14 protein-coding genes are annotated in these 16,643 nt (G+C 55.8%); 11 read left to right on the plus strand and 3 right to left on the minus strand.

What is annotated here, in order from left to right; genetic code table 11:
- Positions 1-173: 173 nt before the first annotated feature.
- Positions 174-848 carry a hypothetical protein gene (locus DWW12_RS00855; protein ID WP_117854549.1) on the minus strand — a complete coding sequence of 225 codons (675 nt, stop codon included), beginning with the start codon at positions 846-848 and terminating at the stop codon, positions 174-176.
- Positions 849-1,139: 291 nt separating this feature from the next.
- On the opposite strand from DWW12_RS00855, the gene DWW12_RS00860 reads away from it, so the two are divergent.
- The gene (locus DWW12_RS00860) at positions 1,140-2,873 is read left to right on the plus strand and encodes an ATP-dependent endonuclease (protein WP_117854550.1); all 1,734 of its coding nucleotides are present in this window, start codon (positions 1,140-1,142) and stop codon (positions 2,871-2,873) included.
- The gene (locus DWW12_RS00865) at positions 2,873-4,684 is read left to right on the plus strand and encodes a UvrD-helicase domain-containing protein (RefSeq protein ID WP_158564335.1); all 1,812 of its coding nucleotides are present in this window, start codon (positions 2,873-2,875) and stop codon (positions 4,682-4,684) included. Before DWW12_RS00860 ends, DWW12_RS00865 begins: the two co-directional genes overlap by 1 nt.
- Before the next feature lie 648 nt (positions 4,685-5,332).
- Here the strand turns inward: DWW12_RS00865 and DWW12_RS00875 are convergent.
- Positions 5,333-5,755: a hypothetical protein gene (locus DWW12_RS00875; RefSeq protein WP_055251178.1), complete on the minus strand. Its 423-nt coding sequence runs from the start codon at positions 5,753-5,755 to the stop codon at positions 5,333-5,335.
- A 254-nt stretch (positions 5,756-6,009) separates the two neighbouring features.
- Here DWW12_RS00875 and DWW12_RS00880 point away from each other — a divergent pair, with 254 nt between their 5' ends.
- The 7 genes from DWW12_RS00880 to DWW12_RS00910 all read left to right on the plus strand — a co-directional run bounded on the left by DWW12_RS00880 (position 6,010) and on the right by DWW12_RS00910 (position 11,587).
- A complete protein-coding gene (locus DWW12_RS00880) occupies positions 6,010-6,942 on the plus strand; it encodes an Abi family protein (RefSeq protein ID WP_055251177.1) in 933 nt (310 codons plus the stop codon).
- Between the two features lie 372 nt (positions 6,943-7,314).
- Complete coding sequence (locus tag DWW12_RS00885; protein WP_199570614.1) at positions 7,315-7,884, plus strand: hypothetical protein; 570 nt, start codon at positions 7,315-7,317, stop codon at positions 7,882-7,884.
- Positions 7,885-7,978: 94 nt separating this feature from the next.
- A complete protein-coding gene (locus DWW12_RS00890; protein ID WP_117786887.1) occupies positions 7,979-8,386 on the plus strand; it encodes a hypothetical protein in 408 nt (135 codons plus the stop codon).
- Positions 8,387-8,425: 39 nt separating this feature from the next.
- Complete coding sequence (locus DWW12_RS00895) at positions 8,426-8,818, plus strand: helix-turn-helix transcriptional regulator (RefSeq protein ID WP_117786888.1); 393 nt, start codon at positions 8,426-8,428, stop codon at positions 8,816-8,818.
- Positions 8,815-9,264: a hypothetical protein gene (locus tag DWW12_RS00900; RefSeq protein ID WP_055251170.1), complete on the plus strand. Its 450-nt coding sequence runs from the start codon at positions 8,815-8,817 to the stop codon at positions 9,262-9,264. The genes DWW12_RS00895 and DWW12_RS00900 overlap by 4 nt, the downstream gene beginning before the upstream one ends.
- Positions 9,265-9,494: 230 nt before the next feature.
- Positions 9,495-10,466, plus strand: a complete 972-nt coding sequence (locus DWW12_RS00905; protein WP_233544198.1) for a LacI family DNA-binding transcriptional regulator — start codon at positions 9,495-9,497, stop codon at positions 10,464-10,466.
- A 128-nt stretch (positions 10,467-10,594) separates the two neighbouring features.
- Complete coding sequence (locus tag DWW12_RS00910) at positions 10,595-11,587, plus strand: PLP-dependent transferase (protein ID WP_158564337.1); 993 nt, start codon at positions 10,595-10,597, stop codon at positions 11,585-11,587.
- 100 nt (positions 11,588-11,687) lie between these two features.
- On the opposite strand, the gene DWW12_RS00915 is transcribed toward DWW12_RS00910, so the two are convergent.
- The gene (locus tag DWW12_RS00915) at positions 11,688-12,032 is read right to left on the minus strand and encodes a winged helix-turn-helix domain-containing protein (RefSeq protein ID WP_117854558.1); all 345 of its coding nucleotides are present in this window, start codon (positions 12,030-12,032) and stop codon (positions 11,688-11,690) included.
- Positions 12,033-12,225: 193 nt separating this feature from the next.
- Between DWW12_RS00915 and DWW12_RS00920 the strand changes: the two genes are divergently transcribed.
- A complete protein-coding gene (locus tag DWW12_RS00920) occupies positions 12,226-13,737 on the plus strand; it encodes an IMP dehydrogenase (RefSeq protein WP_117629480.1) in 1,512 nt (503 codons plus the stop codon).
- A 258-nt stretch (positions 13,738-13,995) separates the two neighbouring features.
- Positions 13,996-16,572 carry a leucine--tRNA ligase gene (gene leuS / locus DWW12_RS00925; protein ID WP_117854559.1) on the plus strand — a complete coding sequence of 859 codons (2,577 nt, stop codon included), beginning with the start codon at positions 13,996-13,998 and terminating at the stop codon, positions 16,570-16,572.
- Positions 16,573-16,643 lie beyond the last annotated feature (71 nt).

Here is a 16,643-nt window from a genome sequence, read left to right on the forward strand (position 1 = left end):
CGGCAAACGCCGGCGCGCCCCTGCTATTCAAAGAAGCTCGGAAGCCTCTATGCGTCTGTGCAAAAGCGCGTGAACGAGCTCATCTCTTGAGCTCCCAAGAAATTCGCGAGCGCATCAACTCGGGCGTGGCCACCCTGCTGGCCGCGCCCCTCTGCATCGCACTGCTGCTGGTTTTACCATTTCTGATTTGGGATAGGCACCTTCGCTAGCTCCATGCAAGTGAATTGTGGTCCCACGTGGATTCTTTGGGCCCGATCGCGAGCGCGGGCCCGAAGGCTGTAGTAGCTGGCCCATGCCTGGCGCGACGGGTCGCAGACGCTTTCCTGGCTGCCGCCGTCCCAATAGGTGGGCACGTCCATGCGCGCCTTGGCCTGGGACGAGCCGTTGGTCTGGGTTACGTGGAAGGTCGTCGCGGTGCCCGCGGGGGCGTCGTTCCACGAGACGGTGAAGGTGACGCCGTTTTGGCTTGCGGTGGCGGAGTGGGCGTAGGTGGTTTGTGACGTGGTGGGGATCGCCTCGGGCGTGCCGTTGGTTTGGGCACGGAGGGATGGGGCGGGGGCGCCGGTTGCGGCGGTGGTGTCGTCATTGGTGCCGTTGGCGCTTTCCGTGTTGACTGCGCTGGTGCCGGTGGATGTTGCGGTGCTGTCCTCTACGGTATCTGCTGTCGCATTTGTGCTGGCGCCGTCTTCAGCCTTGCCTATGTCGCTGTTCGTGGCGTCGGCTTGCGCCTGCTGCTCGGCTGTTGCTGGAGGCTGGATGGCTTCCGCAATGGCCGCCATGGGCATCGTCGCGCCGACCATGGACGCGCACGCGATCGCGCAGAGCAGGTAGTAAAGGGGTCGTTTCATAGCGGAGCCTCTCGGTGAGCAGCCAATAGGGTCCGAAGGCAGCTCCAGGCCAGCACTCCGCACATATTTTGTTGGGGTTTATTTTACGGGAACCCCAGTCAACATCAGGGAACTTTCTGGGGAATGTTGGGGGAGGGAGCCTTAGGAGACGGTTTGGTGCATGCAAACAACCTTCTTAGGACTACGCTTATGATTTACAAGCCTCTCGAAGTGGCTGTGCCTCAAGTTCAGTACAACACGAGGCGTGTTAGATTGTTGGAAGCCATAAAACCATAAAGGTCGGGAGGACGCATGAGGATCTCTAAACTGAGGATTGAGAACTATCGGAATCTCGATGGAGTGTCGATTAGTTTTGACGAGGACGTGAGCTATATTGTCGGCGAGAACAACCTCGGCAAAACGAATGTGCTTGACTTGCTCAATACAATTTTCAATCAAGCGACGATTAGCGAAGAGGATTTCGCTGACATTGAAAAGCGCGCAGGGGCTCTAGTAACTTTAAAGTTGGACGAGGACGAGATCGGAATAACGGGGCTCGACATCGATCCTACGACCGGAAACACTATAACCATCTGCGCTTTTGCTGACGACCCGGATTCTCGAATTGAATTTAAGGCCGAAGGGAGCGGAGAAAGTATTCCACCCTCTCTGATGCGATCCGTTCACATGTTCAGGTACTCGACTGCATCCTTTAATAGGGGAGACCTGGCGTTTGATGGTACTCGAGGTGTCGGTAAAGTTCTCTCCAAAGGTATCGCTCTTTATCTAGATAAGGAGGGTAAAGAGGTCTCCGATTTTCTGGATGGGAGCGAGCTCGAAGGTCTGGTTGCAGATCTCGGCGAAATCGTCGGCGACGTCCCGATCCTGTCATCATATGGTGTGAGGCCTGGCGTCGATTCATCGGATGGCGGAACGCTTGGAAGTTTGGTTACCTTGCTTGACAAGAGGGGCGTTCATTTTAAAAAGGCAGGGGTAGGCTTGCAGTACCTCGCTATTGCCTCGCTCTCGATAATCGAGAGCATTATGCGTCTTTCGCCTAAACGCCTTCAAGAGAGCCTTTGCTCAGATGATGATGACAGACGCGTGCTGCATGCCGTTCTGGCTTATGACGAACCCGAAGCCCACCTTCACCCGTATATGCAGAGGCGTCTCTCGAAGAGCTTGCATAGGATTTGCGAAGGGAAGGATGATAGATTCAATGCTCTTCTAAAGGACTATTTCGGAATTGATTCAATCAAAGCTCAGCTGATCATGGTGACGCATTCGCCAAACATTCTGGCTCGCGGCTATAAGAACATCGTGCGATTTGGGCAGGGCGAAGATTCTCCAAGGGTCATGTGCGGCAAGGATATTGACCTGTCTGACAAGGTTGAAAAGCATCTTATGCTGAACTTTGAGTCAATACGAGAGGCTTTTTTCGCGCGGTCGGTTTTGGCTTTTGAGGGGCAGACGGAGTCTGGGGCCATTCCGGTCTTTGCACGCAACCTTGGGATGGATCTGGATGATTATGGAGTTGTGCCTATCAGGGCTGGCGGAAAAAAGAACGTCGAGCCGATCTGCGAACTTCTGGACAAGTTTGAGATTCCAAATTATTCCATTGTCGACAGAGATGATGATGAGCTGCAAGAAACTTCTGGAGGCCATATAAAGACAACCGAACGGGATTTCGAAGGTGAGGTCGTTGAATCGTTCTTCGCTAGCGATAATCAAAGCGCGTTCATCGCACTTCTCGAGTCGGTTGATCGTTTTCAGAGGGCAACTTCCATCAAGGGCAATAGTAAGACACTGAAAAAAGCCTGCGCTGTCTATGGCGTTTGCCTGACGGACTCCGAGTATGATTTTCAAGGATCGGAGTTTGACGGGGAATTCGCCGATACTCGCAAATCGCGTGCGCTTATGTATGCATGGCTCTCATCGAACAAGGATGTCGCATCAGGTGTCGCTCTGGCAGAGGCTCTCGGTTCTGATGGCGTTCCCGCATGTTACGAAAGAATTATTCGTAAGGCCGTGGGGCTCGAATGGTGATGGGTCAGGCTGATTTGCGGGATAGTGTTAGAACTGCGATTGAGGTGCGCTGTGGTGGAGATGCATCACAGCGCTCTGCGATTTTTGCGCCTTCGAAGAGGGTGTTCGTGGAGGCGCCGGCAGGCTACGGGAAAACCACAGTGATGACTGGGCGGGCTTGCTGGTTGCTGGCATCTGGGGAAGTCCAGCCGCCAAAAAGGATTTTGGCACTAACCTTCAGTGTCGCCGCCGCTCGGAGAATGCGTACGGATTTGGGAGCCACTATGTCGGCGCTTCCTGGCCCCTTGGCCAAGAGCTTTGAGAACAGGGTCATGGCGACTAACTTCCACGGCTTTGCTTGGGCCCTGCTGCGCAGGTACTGGAGATCGCTCTCGCTATCAGTAAACGTTGACGAGCTCTCTATGGTTGATGACAACGGTGCCGTTAACGAGCTGAGTTCGCGAGGCGGCAGGCTAATCTGGGATGAAAAGAAGGTCGTTGACAACTTCCTCCGCTCCATGAGGAACGGTCAAGACGACGACTTGAGACGCGGCGTGCGTTCTTTTAATAGGATCATTAAGGATAGATTCGTACCGAACGGTCTCTTGCCATATTCAGGAATGATTTCCCTTGCAATTGAATTGCTTGCCGATTTCTCAAAGTTGAGGTCCTACCTGTCGACGGCGTTTCCTGTCGTACTCGTCGACGAAGCGCAGGACACGAATGCCCTGTGCTACATCTTTCTAAAAGGCCTGCTTTCCGATGAATCAGGAATCTGCATGTTCGGCGACCCTATTCAGCGTGTCTATGGTTTTATTGGCGCAATGGAAGGCTTAAAGACAAAGGCCACTACCGACTTGTGTCTATCGCCGCTGGAGCTCGAACATAATCATAGGTTTTCTGGGGGATCTATTGTTGGGGAGCTCGGTGCTGCGATTCGCTCCAACATGAAGGGTGCCATTGCCAGCGGTATGCCCCGACTTCCCATATATGTTGGCGCTGCACAGCAAGACGAAGCGACAGCCATTGTTTCCAAGGTTGCGGCGCACATCCAAGTCGGTGTCGGGAGGATCGCGATTCTTGTTCGCAAGCGCGGTGCCCTTGCCGATCTCATTATGGAAGAGCTTGCTAAAGAAGGTATCTCTTACTTCAACGGACTCTTCTCGGATACAAGTCGGGGGTTCATCGAATTCAATGCGTTTGCTTTATCCAGGATTACCGATGCAGTGTCTGGAGAAAAGGGCGTCAGCCGGTCTACTGCGGACAAAATAATCGACTCCATCTCTGATGAACTGCTGACTGGCTCCAAGAGGTTCGAGTATGGGCGGTCCTATGCCATGCTTCTAGGAGCGCTGCGGAAACACCTTAAAAATGACTGCGTCGCGATGGGACCTTCGGAGCGCTTCGACTATATCGTTAGTATCTTTTCCGAGGGCTCCCTGCGACGTTTCTCCGATTACCTTGATGTGGGCATCTCCATGATGACCGTTCACTCCGCTAAGGGGCTCGAGTGGGACACCGTTTTCATTCCGGGCGTTACGCGTTTCGATTGGCCTGGAGGGATTTGCTCTCGGTGTGAAAGAGCTGGTATATGCTCACGCTCTGCGTATGGATGCCGGATCGTTGATGCGATGAATATGCCAGACGGGCTTATTGAGGAAATGGGCCTGCTGTACGTCGGCGTCACTCGCGCCCGCAAAGCGGTATATCTCTCCGCTTCTATGCAGCGCAGGACAAATTACGGGAACTATCAGGTTGCCTGCCCCTCTTGCCTAACGTCTCTTCCGGGTATTGAGCCCGTGAGTTGGACGGTCATGGACGGGGAGGGGTGATTTGTGGCGGTATGGAGCGTGTTTGCTACTGACGCGAGGTCTGGTTGCGGCTCTTGCTGTGGTCTCATGGAATGTGTCCAAGCTGTTCTTTGGCTAGAACGGCTTGGGCACTAGCGTTTTGGTGGGATGCGGTGTTTGTTTAATTAGCCACTGTTGAATATTGCGAAGCAGCACCGTGGCATTGCGCCTAGGCACCGGGGCCGACATGAGTCCCGGCGCCTTCTTCTTGCTAACGTCCGGTTTCGCCCCGCTGCCGCATGTTGACTTCGCTCATTGTTGGTACGGGTCGTATTATGCACGTCTTTGTCCGTGACGGCTGTTTCTTCTAGGATGAAGTGGTCGAACGATCGGCTCTTATGCTAATGAGCTGAGGCTATTTAATAAAATCCTTCCTCCTGATCCGACCAAGGTGGCGGTCCAGTTCGTATATAGCGTCAATGAAAAGCTCGGCAGAATCGCGTATGTCTCGCATGTCGAGGCAGCATCTTTCAAAGTGCAGCTTGCCTTTTTGTTCTTTGGCGCTGCGGATATTGCGACATGTCATCAATGCGATGTCATTATCGCCCACGCAGTTGATTCTTGAAAATCCTTTTGGTGTGATGCGATAAATAACTGCCTTAGGAAAGGAATCAAGTAGGCTTTTCCCTCTTATGTCAATGCAGATTCTTCCTTCTGATCCAAAACCATAATCTTGATGTCTAGTTGAATTGAGGGGGTGGGCAATAACTGCCGAGCGAACAACTTGGAGATATTTGCTCGCGTCGTCGAGTTCACTTTGTTTAGAGAACTCAAAATCGTTTTCGATCTCTTTTCGAAGACAGTTCCCTTTAATTTGCCAGAAGCATCTTTTATCCAAGTAGCAAGTGCCACAAGATAAACGGTGTCCTTTGGGTTGGGCAAGAAGCCCCCGCCGATAGTGGAATTGAAATCTTGAATGCTGTATTTAGCCTTAAGGATGAGATCGGACATTAATTCATAATGATCGGAGTCCTTCCAGGGCCATTTCTTCCATATGCCGCCTCCGTGTTCACCTAAATCATCGGTGGTCTTTAGTTTTTCGATCGCTTGCATGTCACTCCTGTCTATTCGATTTGTTGCAGCGCTTCTTTTGTTGTCTTGATGTCAACATGGTGCCCATTAATGGCTATAATCTGCCAGCTATCCAAAGAATGAGTCCAAAGGTTGATTTGGAGGATTGGCGGCATAGGATTGACGGACCCGGAGTTCTCCCTTAAAGTAAGTCTTGTGATGAGGCCTTGCGACGGTACGTCCGGCTTGGTCCGTGGGAACCGCCGAAAGGCGGTTTTCGCGTTTAAGGGGCCCAAATGGATAAACCATTTAAATCTATTGATGAGCAGATTGCTATTCTTGAAAGCCGTGGACTCGAATGCGATAACAATACTCGTTTAGTTTTGGAACGCGAGGGATACTATCCGGTTATTAACGGCTACAAGGATTTGTTTCTCGACCAGCGTGGAGATTCTTGCCACGAGCTATTCGTAAAAGGTACGAAGTTTTCTGATATATATCGTTTATTCGAATTTGACCGTTCATTGCGTCTGCTCATGTTTGAATACTTTAACAAGGCGGAAGCAGTGCTTAAAACCGTCTGTTCTTATCGTTTCGCAATGGCCCATAAAGATAGCCCGGAGGCATACCTGGATAGAAGATCCTACCGTGCCGATGCTGGTTATCGAAAAAAGATCGACATGCTTATTGGTGATTTCGAGAAGGTGCTGTGTAGGTCTCAAAAATGGAAAAGCGATTATAAAAGGGACTACATTCGGCATTATGAGAATAATCACGACAATACGCCGGTATGGATTCTTATGAATTATTTGATGCTTGGTCAGGCATTCAAGTTCTATGAGTTTCAGCCAGAAAGCATGAGAAATTCCATTGCCAAGTCGTTTTCTGATCTTTATTCCGAGACGCATGAAGTCGATAAGCGCATCAGCCCGCGTAGGCTAAGACTTGCATACGATCACATTAAAGATTTTCGAAATATCTGTGCGCATGACGAACGTCTATTCTGCGCCAGGGTGTCTCCGTCTCACGATGTCAATCTAGTAGGGGTTTTAAGCGATCTTGAGCTAGTGCTGACTGAGGATGACTATAAGATGTTACGACGAAATATACTGCTTGATGCACTTAAGTTGAGCGACGAGCTCAGCAACGATGCCAGCGCAAAGGTGCTTTTCGCTATGGGTGTTAACGATTTATCGAGTGTGTTTCCTAGGGAAATATTGGGGTCGTAATCGACGCGAGCGATGAATTTACTCTACAAGTTGGATGCGCATGAGATTGCGCAGAGCGGGCGGGACGTTGCCCATTGGTGGCGTCCCGCCCGCGCTTCGTTGGCTATACGTGATGCGGCAGCTCCAGCATGAGGCCGTCTCGCGCTTCTTCGAGACTCGCCTGGCCTGCCTATGCGTTTTGCTAGGCGGGCCTTCTTATGCCGCGGGTGTGGATAGCCTTACCATTGTGGGGCAGACCTTCGACGAGCCGGGTGTCTCGGGCCCCGGCTGGGTGGCGCGCACGTTGTTGCTGCTGGCGACGGATCGGGCGAGGACTGCCGCTTCTTTGGCGTGTACGCCTCCGATGGCCGGTTTGTCGTGGATGCCCATTGGGTGGATGCGACCGGCACCAGCGCGGGCGTTGCCTGCAAGAGCGGCTCGCTTACGTCTGCACTGTTTGTGTCGCCGACGGGCGGGGCCTTTGGTAGCTCCAGCGTGATTGACGTCAGTGGGGTCGTTGCTCAGCATGTGGTAATTGAACCCACAGGCGCCCAGCCGCCGGCGGGGAAGACCCAGCCCGGTATCGATGAGCCCACCGGTGGCAATCCCGCGGGGGATACAAAGCCCGGTAGCGAAGAAAAGCCCGGTGATGAGACCAAGCCCAGTGAAAACCCGCCCCCCACGCCTGATTCGTCGCCCAAGTCGGACGCCAAGCCCGCGCCCGCGTCTATCAAGACGCCTGCGACCAAGACCACCAAAAAGACCAAGCCCGCAACAACGCAAGCCGCCGCGCTCCCTAAGACCGGCCACGGTGACTGGGCGGTTGCGTGCCTTGCCCTCGTCTTCCTAGGTATTTTGTTGGTCACCATAAAAGTTCGGGCACTTCGCGGGGCCTTATTTGCCAATGTAGTTTCTGCCGCTTCTTTCCCACATTTTTCTGAGTTAATAATGCAGATTGCTTGAACTCGGCTTGGGGCTTGCCCTGTATTTGAATTTGACTAAACTTAACCTATAAGTTAACCACATTTGGTTTTATCTGAGGCGGAGGGGGTGGCCTTTGGTTAGTGACTATGAACTTGTCGAATATGCTGATCCCGAGGGACGACCTTTTTGGGAACTAACCACCTCTCCTGAGAACTCTCAATTTCAGAAGATGATGTCTGATCCTAAAACGAAGTTTACCGCCCGTAAAATGATCAATCAGATTTCAAAAATCTATGATTACGGGCTAAAGGATGTCACTGGAACGTCAAAGCTTCGATGTATCGAGCCTAAGATTGGACTATACGAACTCAAGGGTTTTGATGGGGTTAATCGAGAAATGGTCTACGCGATTTGCCAAGGCGTGGACAAGATTGTTTTGCTTTTTTGGTTTAAGGGCCATCAAGGCTCGGGAAATATTTCCAAAGAAATTAAACGCGCAAAACAGTTGGCCCCGATAGCAAAGCAGCTTTTGGAGTCATAGCGTCGGCTTTTTTGCCCGCTTACGAAACGGAGACTTGTAATGGTTAAGGTCGATTTATCAGACTTTTACGCGCAAACGGAAACGAGCGAAACCCGTGCCTATGAGCACGCACTAGATATTGAGTTTATTGTTCATCGCGAGATGCAGCGCTCGGGCTTGAGTAAAAGTGAGCTGGCAAAGCGTATGGGCGTGAGTCTTCAGTCGCTTTCGAAATTGTTGAATTCTCAGCCCAACATGACGCTGAAAACAATCGCAAAGTTTGAGCTTGCGTTGGGTATCAAAATCATTCCTCAGGTCATTTCCAGTTATTCGAATGAGGCGCCGTTTTCTTCGTCTAATAATTCTGTCCGAGAACAATGGTCTTCATTTAACAGCGACTGCTCGGCGAAACGATTGAACTTTGAGATGATTCCGGGAGGTTTGGCTGCATGAGCAAGGATTTCATTGCGCCTATTCAGGTTGTTCATTTGTTTGTTGTCGACTCAACTTTTCATATCGAGAATGAGCCCTCCCAGAATATGGATTTAAAAGTTGACGTTAGCTATCAGGACGTCCATCTATTGAGGAACAAGGCGGGCGAGCGTGCAGACTTAAAGCTGTATGTGTGTGGCAGTCTGATTGATAGGGACGATGCAAAGGAAAAAATGCGCGCTGATGTGACGGTTGCTATTTCGGTGTCAACAAAAATGCCGTTCGACATTTCAGACGATGAAGCGCGCCGTTATCTTCTCTCTAATGCGATTTCCATGGCGTATGGTCACGCTAAGAGCTATCTGATGGTCGTTACTGGACTTTCGCCCATGGGGGCTTTGACGCTGCCGGCAATTCTTCCTTCGGAATTGGCAGCGGACAGCGATGCATCTTTCCAAAGTGAGTAAGTTGTTCTCGAGTTGGATTTTGCCTGCCGCTGTGTGCAAATGTAACGGGGTGCCGAATCGGTAGTCTGACTGATTCGGCATTTATATTTCGAAGTTTCTAGTTGAAGCCCTGCGATGCCCGTGCTGCGACAGCTAAATTGACCGTGACGTCCCGTCTTGCGACACGCATGTAGCTCCGCACGGGTATCATGGTGAAAGCGATTTCAACGACAGGGGTGCTCGTGGTAAAGATGAAAGATGTGGCCGAGCTGGCGGGCGTTTCGAGCGCCGCCGTCTCGCGCTACCTCAATGGTGGGTATATCTCGGCGGACAAGGCCGAGCGCATTAAGCAGGCGATTGAGCTGACCGGATACGTGCGATCCAGCCAGGCTCGCGCGCTGCGAACCGGTTCCACCAAGCTCATCGGCGTCATCGTGCCTAAGATTAATTCCGAGTCGGTGAGCCGCATTACGGCGGGCATCGGACAGGTGCTTGGCCGCCGCGGCTACCAGATGCTTCTTGCCAATACCGATAACGTCCCCGATCGCGAGCTCGAATACCTCGATTTATTCCAAAACCATCCGGTCGATGGCATTGTGCTGGTGGCAACTATGATTACCGGCGAGCATCGCCGGGCGATTGAGTCGTGCCGTGTGCTCATTGTGTTGATCGGCCAACATGTCGAGGGCGCGGCGTGCGTCTATCACGACGATTACGAGGCCGCTTTCGAGCTGGGTCAGGCACTCGCGAAGCGTGCTGAGGGCAAGATCGCCTACATCGGAGTTACCGAGGAAGACCGCGCCGCCGGTTATGACCGTCGTCGTGGTTTTGAGGCCGGCTTGCGCGCCGCGGGCGTGGCACTTGATCCGAGCCTGATTTGCCAGGGGTCCTTTACGCTCGACTCGGGCTATCGCGCTGCACGCGAACTGCTCTCCGTCGATCCCGATGTTTCGTTTATCGCGTGCGCGACCGATACTATGGCGGCCGGCGCCCTGCGCGCTCTTGACGAGGTTCGCGGCATGGGCGAGGGTGTGCGTCGCGTGAGCGGTTTTGGCGACAACGCATTTTTGCGCGCGCTGACGGACGGCATTCCCACCGTGCATTACGGCTACCTGACCAGCGGCGTCGAGGCGACTAATATGTTGCTCAATACGCTCGATGGCGTGGAGGGGGAGAGCGGTTTAAAGACGCTCAAGCTCGGCCATCAGCTGATGAATGTCTAGGCTTACGTGATCTACCGCGCGCTCAACATTTAGGCGTTCAGTCGCCTATCGGCGCTATACTGCAGCCGTTGCCCACGATGCGGGGAACACCCGCATCGTGGGTTTTTGTTTTGAAGGGACGGTATCGCATGGGCGTACAGCAGCTAGAAGAGGCCTGGGCTTTGAGGACCGGTGCGCGTGAGGCGCGGTTGCTTGCGGCCCCGCATGTGCCGGCAGCGCTGTCGCAGCTGGGGATTGTGCGTCCCGGTGACCGCTTGGTGGCCTTTGCGGACGACTTTGCCGATGCGTTTGCGTGCGGCTTTGATGGCTGCGATGTCGCGCTGGTGGGCTCGCCGTCCGCCGAGGCGTTTGCCGCTGCGTCCGAGGGCTTTGATGCTTCGTTTGATGCCGAGGGTCCGCACCTGTGGTGGTTTGTGAACTCCATCGGCGGGTTTGGTCTGCGTGTGCCCGATCTGCGCGCTCTGGGTCGGGCGGCGCGTGAGGCCCATGCGCTGCTGGTTGTAGACAACACCGTGGCGTCGGCTTTTGGCTGCGATTCGCTGCGGCTGGGTGCTGCGCTGTCGCTCGAGGCGCTCGATCGCGTGTGCGCCGGCAAGGCTCCGCGCAAGCTCGTTGCCGCTTCGGTGGCGCGTTCGCAGCTCAAGCGCCATCATGTGGATGATGCTGCCGAGTGCGCGAATGCGTTGTTTGCGGGTTGCCGTGCTTTGTCACTCGACCTTTCTACCGAGGAGGCGGGTGTGCTGGAGCGGGGGCTGGACACGCTCGATGCCCGCATGCAGGAGCATTTCGACCGCGCCCGTGCGCTGGCCGAGTATCTGGCCGCCAACGAAATGGTGCGCAACGTGCGCTATCCCGGGCTGAGCTCGCATCCTGACCATGCTGTTGCAACGGGAATCCTGGAGCACGGATTTGGGCCAGCAGTTGAATTTGACCTTATTGAGCGTAGCGCGGGAGAGCTGTTCGATGCTTTGCCGGGGGAGTTTCGCACATCGCCCGCCGGCGGCGCAACGACGCGCCTCTCTGCTCCGCGAGGTAAGCAGGGGAGCACCATCCGCCTCTTCGCCGGCACCGACAACCCCCTGGTCGCGGCAGCCACCCTAGACAACGCCCTCCGCAAGTAGCTAATTTGGGACGGGGCTTTTTTAGCTACCCAATGTCATTTTTTGCTATGAGTCAAGAATGCTCTGGATGGTAGCTAAAAAAGGCCCCGTCCCAAATTGGCTACTCTTTGATGCTGGCGATGAGGGCGTCGGCTTTGGTGGCAATGACTTGGTTTATGTCGGCCTGCAGCTCCTCGTAGACCGCTATGGCGCGCTCGCCGGCAGGCGTGAGCGTGGATCCGCGGGCGCCGTCGCGCTCGATGAGTTTGCATCCCAGCTGCCCTTCGGCTTCGTTCACAATGCGCCAAGCCTTGGAATAGGCCATGCCCATGCTTTTGGCGGCGCGGTTGAGCGAGTGCTCGCGGGCAATACCCTGCAGCAACAAGACGCAGCCGTGACCAAACACGCCCGGCAGATCTTTGTCGCACGCTTGAATGACCAACTTTGCCGTCGTCTTGTACTCCATGTGCTCCACGTCTTCCCGCTAAAGTGTTTGCTGGGCAAACGCAAAGCCTGCGTCAAACCCTCGTGTGCTCTTTCTAAACCATGCATTGTAGCAGTCAAAGTGCGTTAAGATACTTCCCCAGTATTGGGCGCCCAAGGTTGGGCTGGGTCCTACGAGGCCTGCAGCCGACCGGTCGCATGGAAAAAGGAGAAACATGGCTACGTTCTTTCCCGGTGAGTCCCACACGTTTTCGGAGTATCTGCTGGTCCCTGGTTACTCGTCCTCGCAGTGCATCCCCAACAACGTCTCTCTTAAGACGCCGCTAACCCGCTTCAAGCGCGGTGAGAAGCCGGCAATCACCCTGAACATTCCCATGGTTTCCGCCATCATGCAGTCCGTCTCGGGCGTCGACATGGGTGTCGCGCTCGCTACCGAGGGTGGCCTGTCCTTCATTTACGGTTCTCAGACCCCCGAGTCCGAGGCTGCTATGGTTAAGGCCGTTAAGGATCACAAGGCTGGTTTCGTTCAGTCCGATTCCACGCTGACCCCCGACATGACCATGGAGCAGGTCATCGAGCTCAAGGAGAAGACCGGCCACTCCACCATGCCGGTCACCGACGACGGCACTCCCAAGGGCAAGCTCCTGGGCATTGTCACCAGCCGTGACTATCGTCCCAGCCGCGATGACCACCAGAAGAAGGTCTCCGAGTTCATGACCCCGCGCGAGCAGCTCATCGTGGGCGACAAGAACATCAGCCTCAAGGTTGCCAACGACGTCATCTGGGACAACAAGCTCAACGCCCTGCCTATCGTCGACGACAACGATCACCTTATGGGCATCGTCTTCCGCAAGGACTACGACAGCCACAAGACCAACCCCAACGAGCTGCTCGATAACGACAAGCGCTATATGGTCGGCGCCGGTATCAATACCCGCGACTATGCCGAGCGCGTGCCGCTGCTCATCGAGGCCGGTGCCGATGTCCTGTGCATCGATTCTTCCGAGGGCTTCAGCGAGTGGCAGAAGCGCACCATCGAGTGGATCCGCGCCAACTACGGCGAGGACGTCAAGGTCGGTGCCGGTAACGTCGTCGACGCCGAGGGTTTCCGCTTCTTGGCCGACTGCGGGGCCGACTTCATCAAGGTCGGTATCGGCGGCGGTTCCATTTGCATCACCCGCGAGACCAAGGGCATCGGCCGTGGCCAGGCCACCGCGCTGATCGACGTCTGCCGCGCCCGTGACGAGTACTACGAGGAGACCGGTGTCTACGTGCCCGTGTGCTCCGACGGCGGCATCGTCTACGACTACCACATGACGCTCGCCCTTGCCATGGGCGCCGACTTTATGATGCTGGGCCGCTACTTCGCCCGCTTTGACGAGAGCCCGACCGAGCGCGTCAACGTAAACGGCCAGTACATGAAGGAGTACTGGGGCGAGGGTTCTGCGCGTGCCCGCAACTGGCAGCGCTACGACCTGGGCGGCGCCGCGAAGCTCAGCTTCGTCGAGGGCGTCGACTCCTACGTTCCCTACGCCGGCTCCCTCAAGGACGGCGTGGGCGGCACACTCTACAAGGTCAAGTCCACGATGTGCAACTGCGGCGCCCTCTCGATCCCTGAGCTTCAGCAAAAGGCACGCTTGACCTTGGTCTCCTCGACCTCGATCGTCGAAGGCGGAGCCCACGACGTCGTAGTCAAGGACTCCCAACAGAGCGTAACGTATCGATAAGATAAGACCTGCACATAAAGGTTGAGCCTCAACCACGTTATTTAGATAAAGCGAGATGCCTGCAAGTCGCAGGCATCTCGCTTGTCGTATTTGCTATTATCAGTCGAGTCAACCTTAGGGTCGGGCGGCTTAGCTTTGTTCGCTACAAGTTCCGCACGCAAAGAAGAGCACTTAATGTGCTCTTCGTCTTGCGCAGGACTGTCCGCAGTAGCGAATAAAGCTAAGCCGTCCGACCCCAGCAAGATTAAAGGAGCTGATATGTGCGATTGCACAGATCATAAGGATGAGATCCCTGCTTACGACGCGCAGGCCATTGAGTCCAAGTGGATGAAGGCCTGGGAGGACTCCAACCTCTTTGCCGTCGACACCGACGCCAGCAAGCCCAAGAAGTACGTGCTCGAAATGTTCCCGTATCCGTCGGGCGACCTACACATGGGCCACGCGCGCAACTACACCATCGGCGATGCCATGGCCCGTCAGGCCCGCATGCGCGGCTTTGACGTGCTGCACCCCATCGGCTTTGACGCCTTTGGCCTGCCCGCTGAGAACGCCGCCATCAAGCACAACACGCAGGCTGCCGCCTGGACGTATAAGAACATGGACCAGGCACTCGCCACGATGAGGCGCATGGGCTTCTCCTACGACCTGGATCGCACCGTTAAGACCTGCAGCCCCGACTACTATCGCTGGGGTCAGTGGATCTTTGAGAAGATGTGGGAAAAGGGCCTGGTCTACCGCAAGAAGAACCCGGTCAACTGGTGTCCCACCTGCAAGACCGTTCTGGCCAACGAGCAGGTCACCGAGGGTAAGTGCTGGCGCTGCGGCACCGAGCCCGAGAAGCGCGACCTCGAGCAGTGGTACTACAAGATTACCGAGTACTCCCAGGAGCTGCTCGATGACCTGGAGAAGCTCCCTGGCTGGCCCGAGCGCGTCAAGCAGATGCAGGCCAATTGGATCGGCCGCTCCGAGGGTGCCGAGGTCGACTTTACCCTGTGCGATGCCGATGGCGAGCCCATCGAGGGCGATGAGGGCAAGATCACCGTCTTCACCACGCGTGCCGATACCCTTTTTGGCGTCTCCTTCTTTGTCCTGGCTCCCGAGTACGCCCGTCTGCACGAGCTCGTCGAGGGCACGGAGTACGAGGCGGCCGTCACCAAGATCGTTGAGGACTCCAAGCACATTTCTGCCGTCGAGCGTGCCCAGGGCACTCTCGAGAAGCACGGTGCCTTTACTGGCCGATACGTGGTGAACCCCGTTAACGGCGAAAAGGTCCCCGTGTGGGTTGCCGACTACGTCGTGGCCGACTACGGCACCGGCGCCGTCATGGCCGTTCCCTGCGGCGACCAGCGCGACTTTGAGTTTGCCCGCAAGTATGATCTGCCGATCGTGCCGATCATCCTGGACGACGATGATCGCGCTGCCGTCGAGGCCAGCGGCGAGACCATCGATACCTTCCATGCCGAGACTGTCGACTGGGAATGCGCCCACGCTGCCGAGGGCACGCTGGTCCAGTCGGGCAAGTACACCGGCATGCGCGGCGGTAAGCACTCCGAGGGCGAGTCTGCCATCGTGGCTGACCTCGAGGCCATGGGCTGCGGTCGTCGTAAGGTCGAGTTCCGTCTGCGCGACTGGCTCATTTCCCGCCAGCGCTATTGGGGCAACCCCATCCCGGCCATCCACTGCGAGCACTGCGGCATCGTGCCCGTGCCCGAGGATCAGCTGCCGGTGACGCTGCCCGAGAACCTGGACCTGGGTGCCGGCGAGACGCTTGCCGAGTGCAAGGACTTCTACGAGACCACCTGCCCGGTCTGCGGCCGCCCGGCCAAGCGCGAGACCGATACCATGGACACCTTTACCTGCTCCAGCTGGTATTACCTGCGCTATACCGACCCGCACAACACCGAGCTGCCCTTCTCCCGCGAAGCCGCCGACCGTTGGATGCCTGTCGATAACTACATCGGCGGCATCGAGCATGCCATCCTGCACCTGCTCTACAGCCGCTTCTTTACCAAGGCGCTGCGCGACCTGGGCCTGCTGAGCGTGGACGAGCCCTTCACCAACCTGCTGTGCCAGGGCATGGTTAAGGACGAGAACGGCGACACCATGTCCAAGTCCAAGGGCAATGTCGTGCCCCCGAGCTCGGTCATCGAGCCCTACGGCGCCGACACCATGCGTCTGGCGATCCTGTTTATCGCCCCGCCCGAGAAGGACTTCGACTGGGATCCCAAGGCCGTTGAGGGCGCCAGCCGCTTCATCAAGCGCGCCTGGCGTATCGTTTGGCAGCTCGTCCAGTCCGGCGACGCCAACGTGGCCTTCGACAAGTCCGCGCTCGACGAGGTTGCGATGAAGCTCTATCGCGAGCGTCACCGGACCATCGCCAAGTGCACCGAGGACTTCGATCGCGGTCAGTTCAACACCGCCATCTCGGCCGTCATGGAACTCGTCAATGCCGCGAGTGCCTACCTCAATGCTACTGAGGGCGCTTCCCGTGACAAGGCGCTGTGCTACGGCGTGGCCAAGGATATCGTAAGCGTCCTTGCCCCCATCTGCCCGTTCTGGGCCGATGAACTGTGGCATGAGGCACTCGGCTGCGAGGGCAACGCCTACACCGCCGCCTGGCCCGAGTTCGACCTGGCCGAGTCCATCGAGGACACGGTGCAGATCGTCGTACAGGTGCTCGGCAAGGTCCGTGGCCGCATCGACGTCGCCCGCGACGCCTCCAACGAGGAGATGCAGGCTGCCGCCGAGGCCGCCGTCGCCAAGTGGACCGAGGGCAAGACCGTCGTCAAGGCCATCTGCGTGCCCGGCAAGCTTGTCAACCTTGTGGTCAAGTAAACGTCGCACGCATAGCTGATGCTTCTAAGACGAGGGGCGATCCGGCTGGGTCGTCCCTCGTTTTGTTTTGC

It is taken from the genome of Collinsella sp. AF14-35 (assembly GCF_003464565.1).
GTDB lineage: Bacteria > Actinomycetota > Coriobacteriia > Coriobacteriales > Coriobacteriaceae > Collinsella.

Coding starts and splice junctions, on each gene's coding strand:
- DWW12_RS00865 (WP_158564335.1), top strand. CDS start 2,873: ATGGGTCAGGCTGATTTGCGGGATAGTGTTAGAACTGCGATTGAGGTG.
- DWW12_RS00895 (WP_117786888.1), top strand. CDS start 8,426: ATGGTTAAGGTCGATTTATCAGACTTTTACGCGCAAACGGAAACGAGC.
- DWW12_RS00920 (WP_117629480.1), top strand. CDS start 12,226: ATGGCTACGTTCTTTCCCGGTGAGTCCCACACGTTTTCGGAGTATCTG.
- DWW12_RS00875 (WP_055251178.1), bottom strand. CDS start 5,755: ATGCAAGCGATCGAAAAACTAAAGACCACCGATGATTTAGGTGAACAC.
- leuS (WP_117854559.1), top strand. CDS start 13,996: ATGTGCGATTGCACAGATCATAAGGATGAGATCCCTGCTTACGACGCG.
- DWW12_RS00915 (WP_117854558.1), bottom strand. CDS start 12,032: ATGGAGTACAAGACGACGGCAAAGTTGGTCATTCAAGCGTGCGACAAA.
- DWW12_RS00900 (WP_055251170.1), top strand. CDS start 8,815: ATGAGCAAGGATTTCATTGCGCCTATTCAGGTTGTTCATTTGTTTGTT.
- DWW12_RS00860 (WP_117854550.1), top strand. CDS start 1,140: ATGAGGATCTCTAAACTGAGGATTGAGAACTATCGGAATCTCGATGGA.
- DWW12_RS00910 (WP_158564337.1), top strand. CDS start 10,595: ATGGGCGTACAGCAGCTAGAAGAGGCCTGGGCTTTGAGGACCGGTGCG.
- DWW12_RS00905 (WP_233544198.1), top strand. CDS start 9,495: ATGAAAGATGTGGCCGAGCTGGCGGGCGTTTCGAGCGCCGCCGTCTCG.
- DWW12_RS00880 (WP_055251177.1), top strand. CDS start 6,010: ATGGATAAACCATTTAAATCTATTGATGAGCAGATTGCTATTCTTGAA.
- DWW12_RS00855 (WP_117854549.1), bottom strand. CDS start 848: ATGAAACGACCCCTTTACTACCTGCTCTGCGCGATCGCGTGCGCGTCC.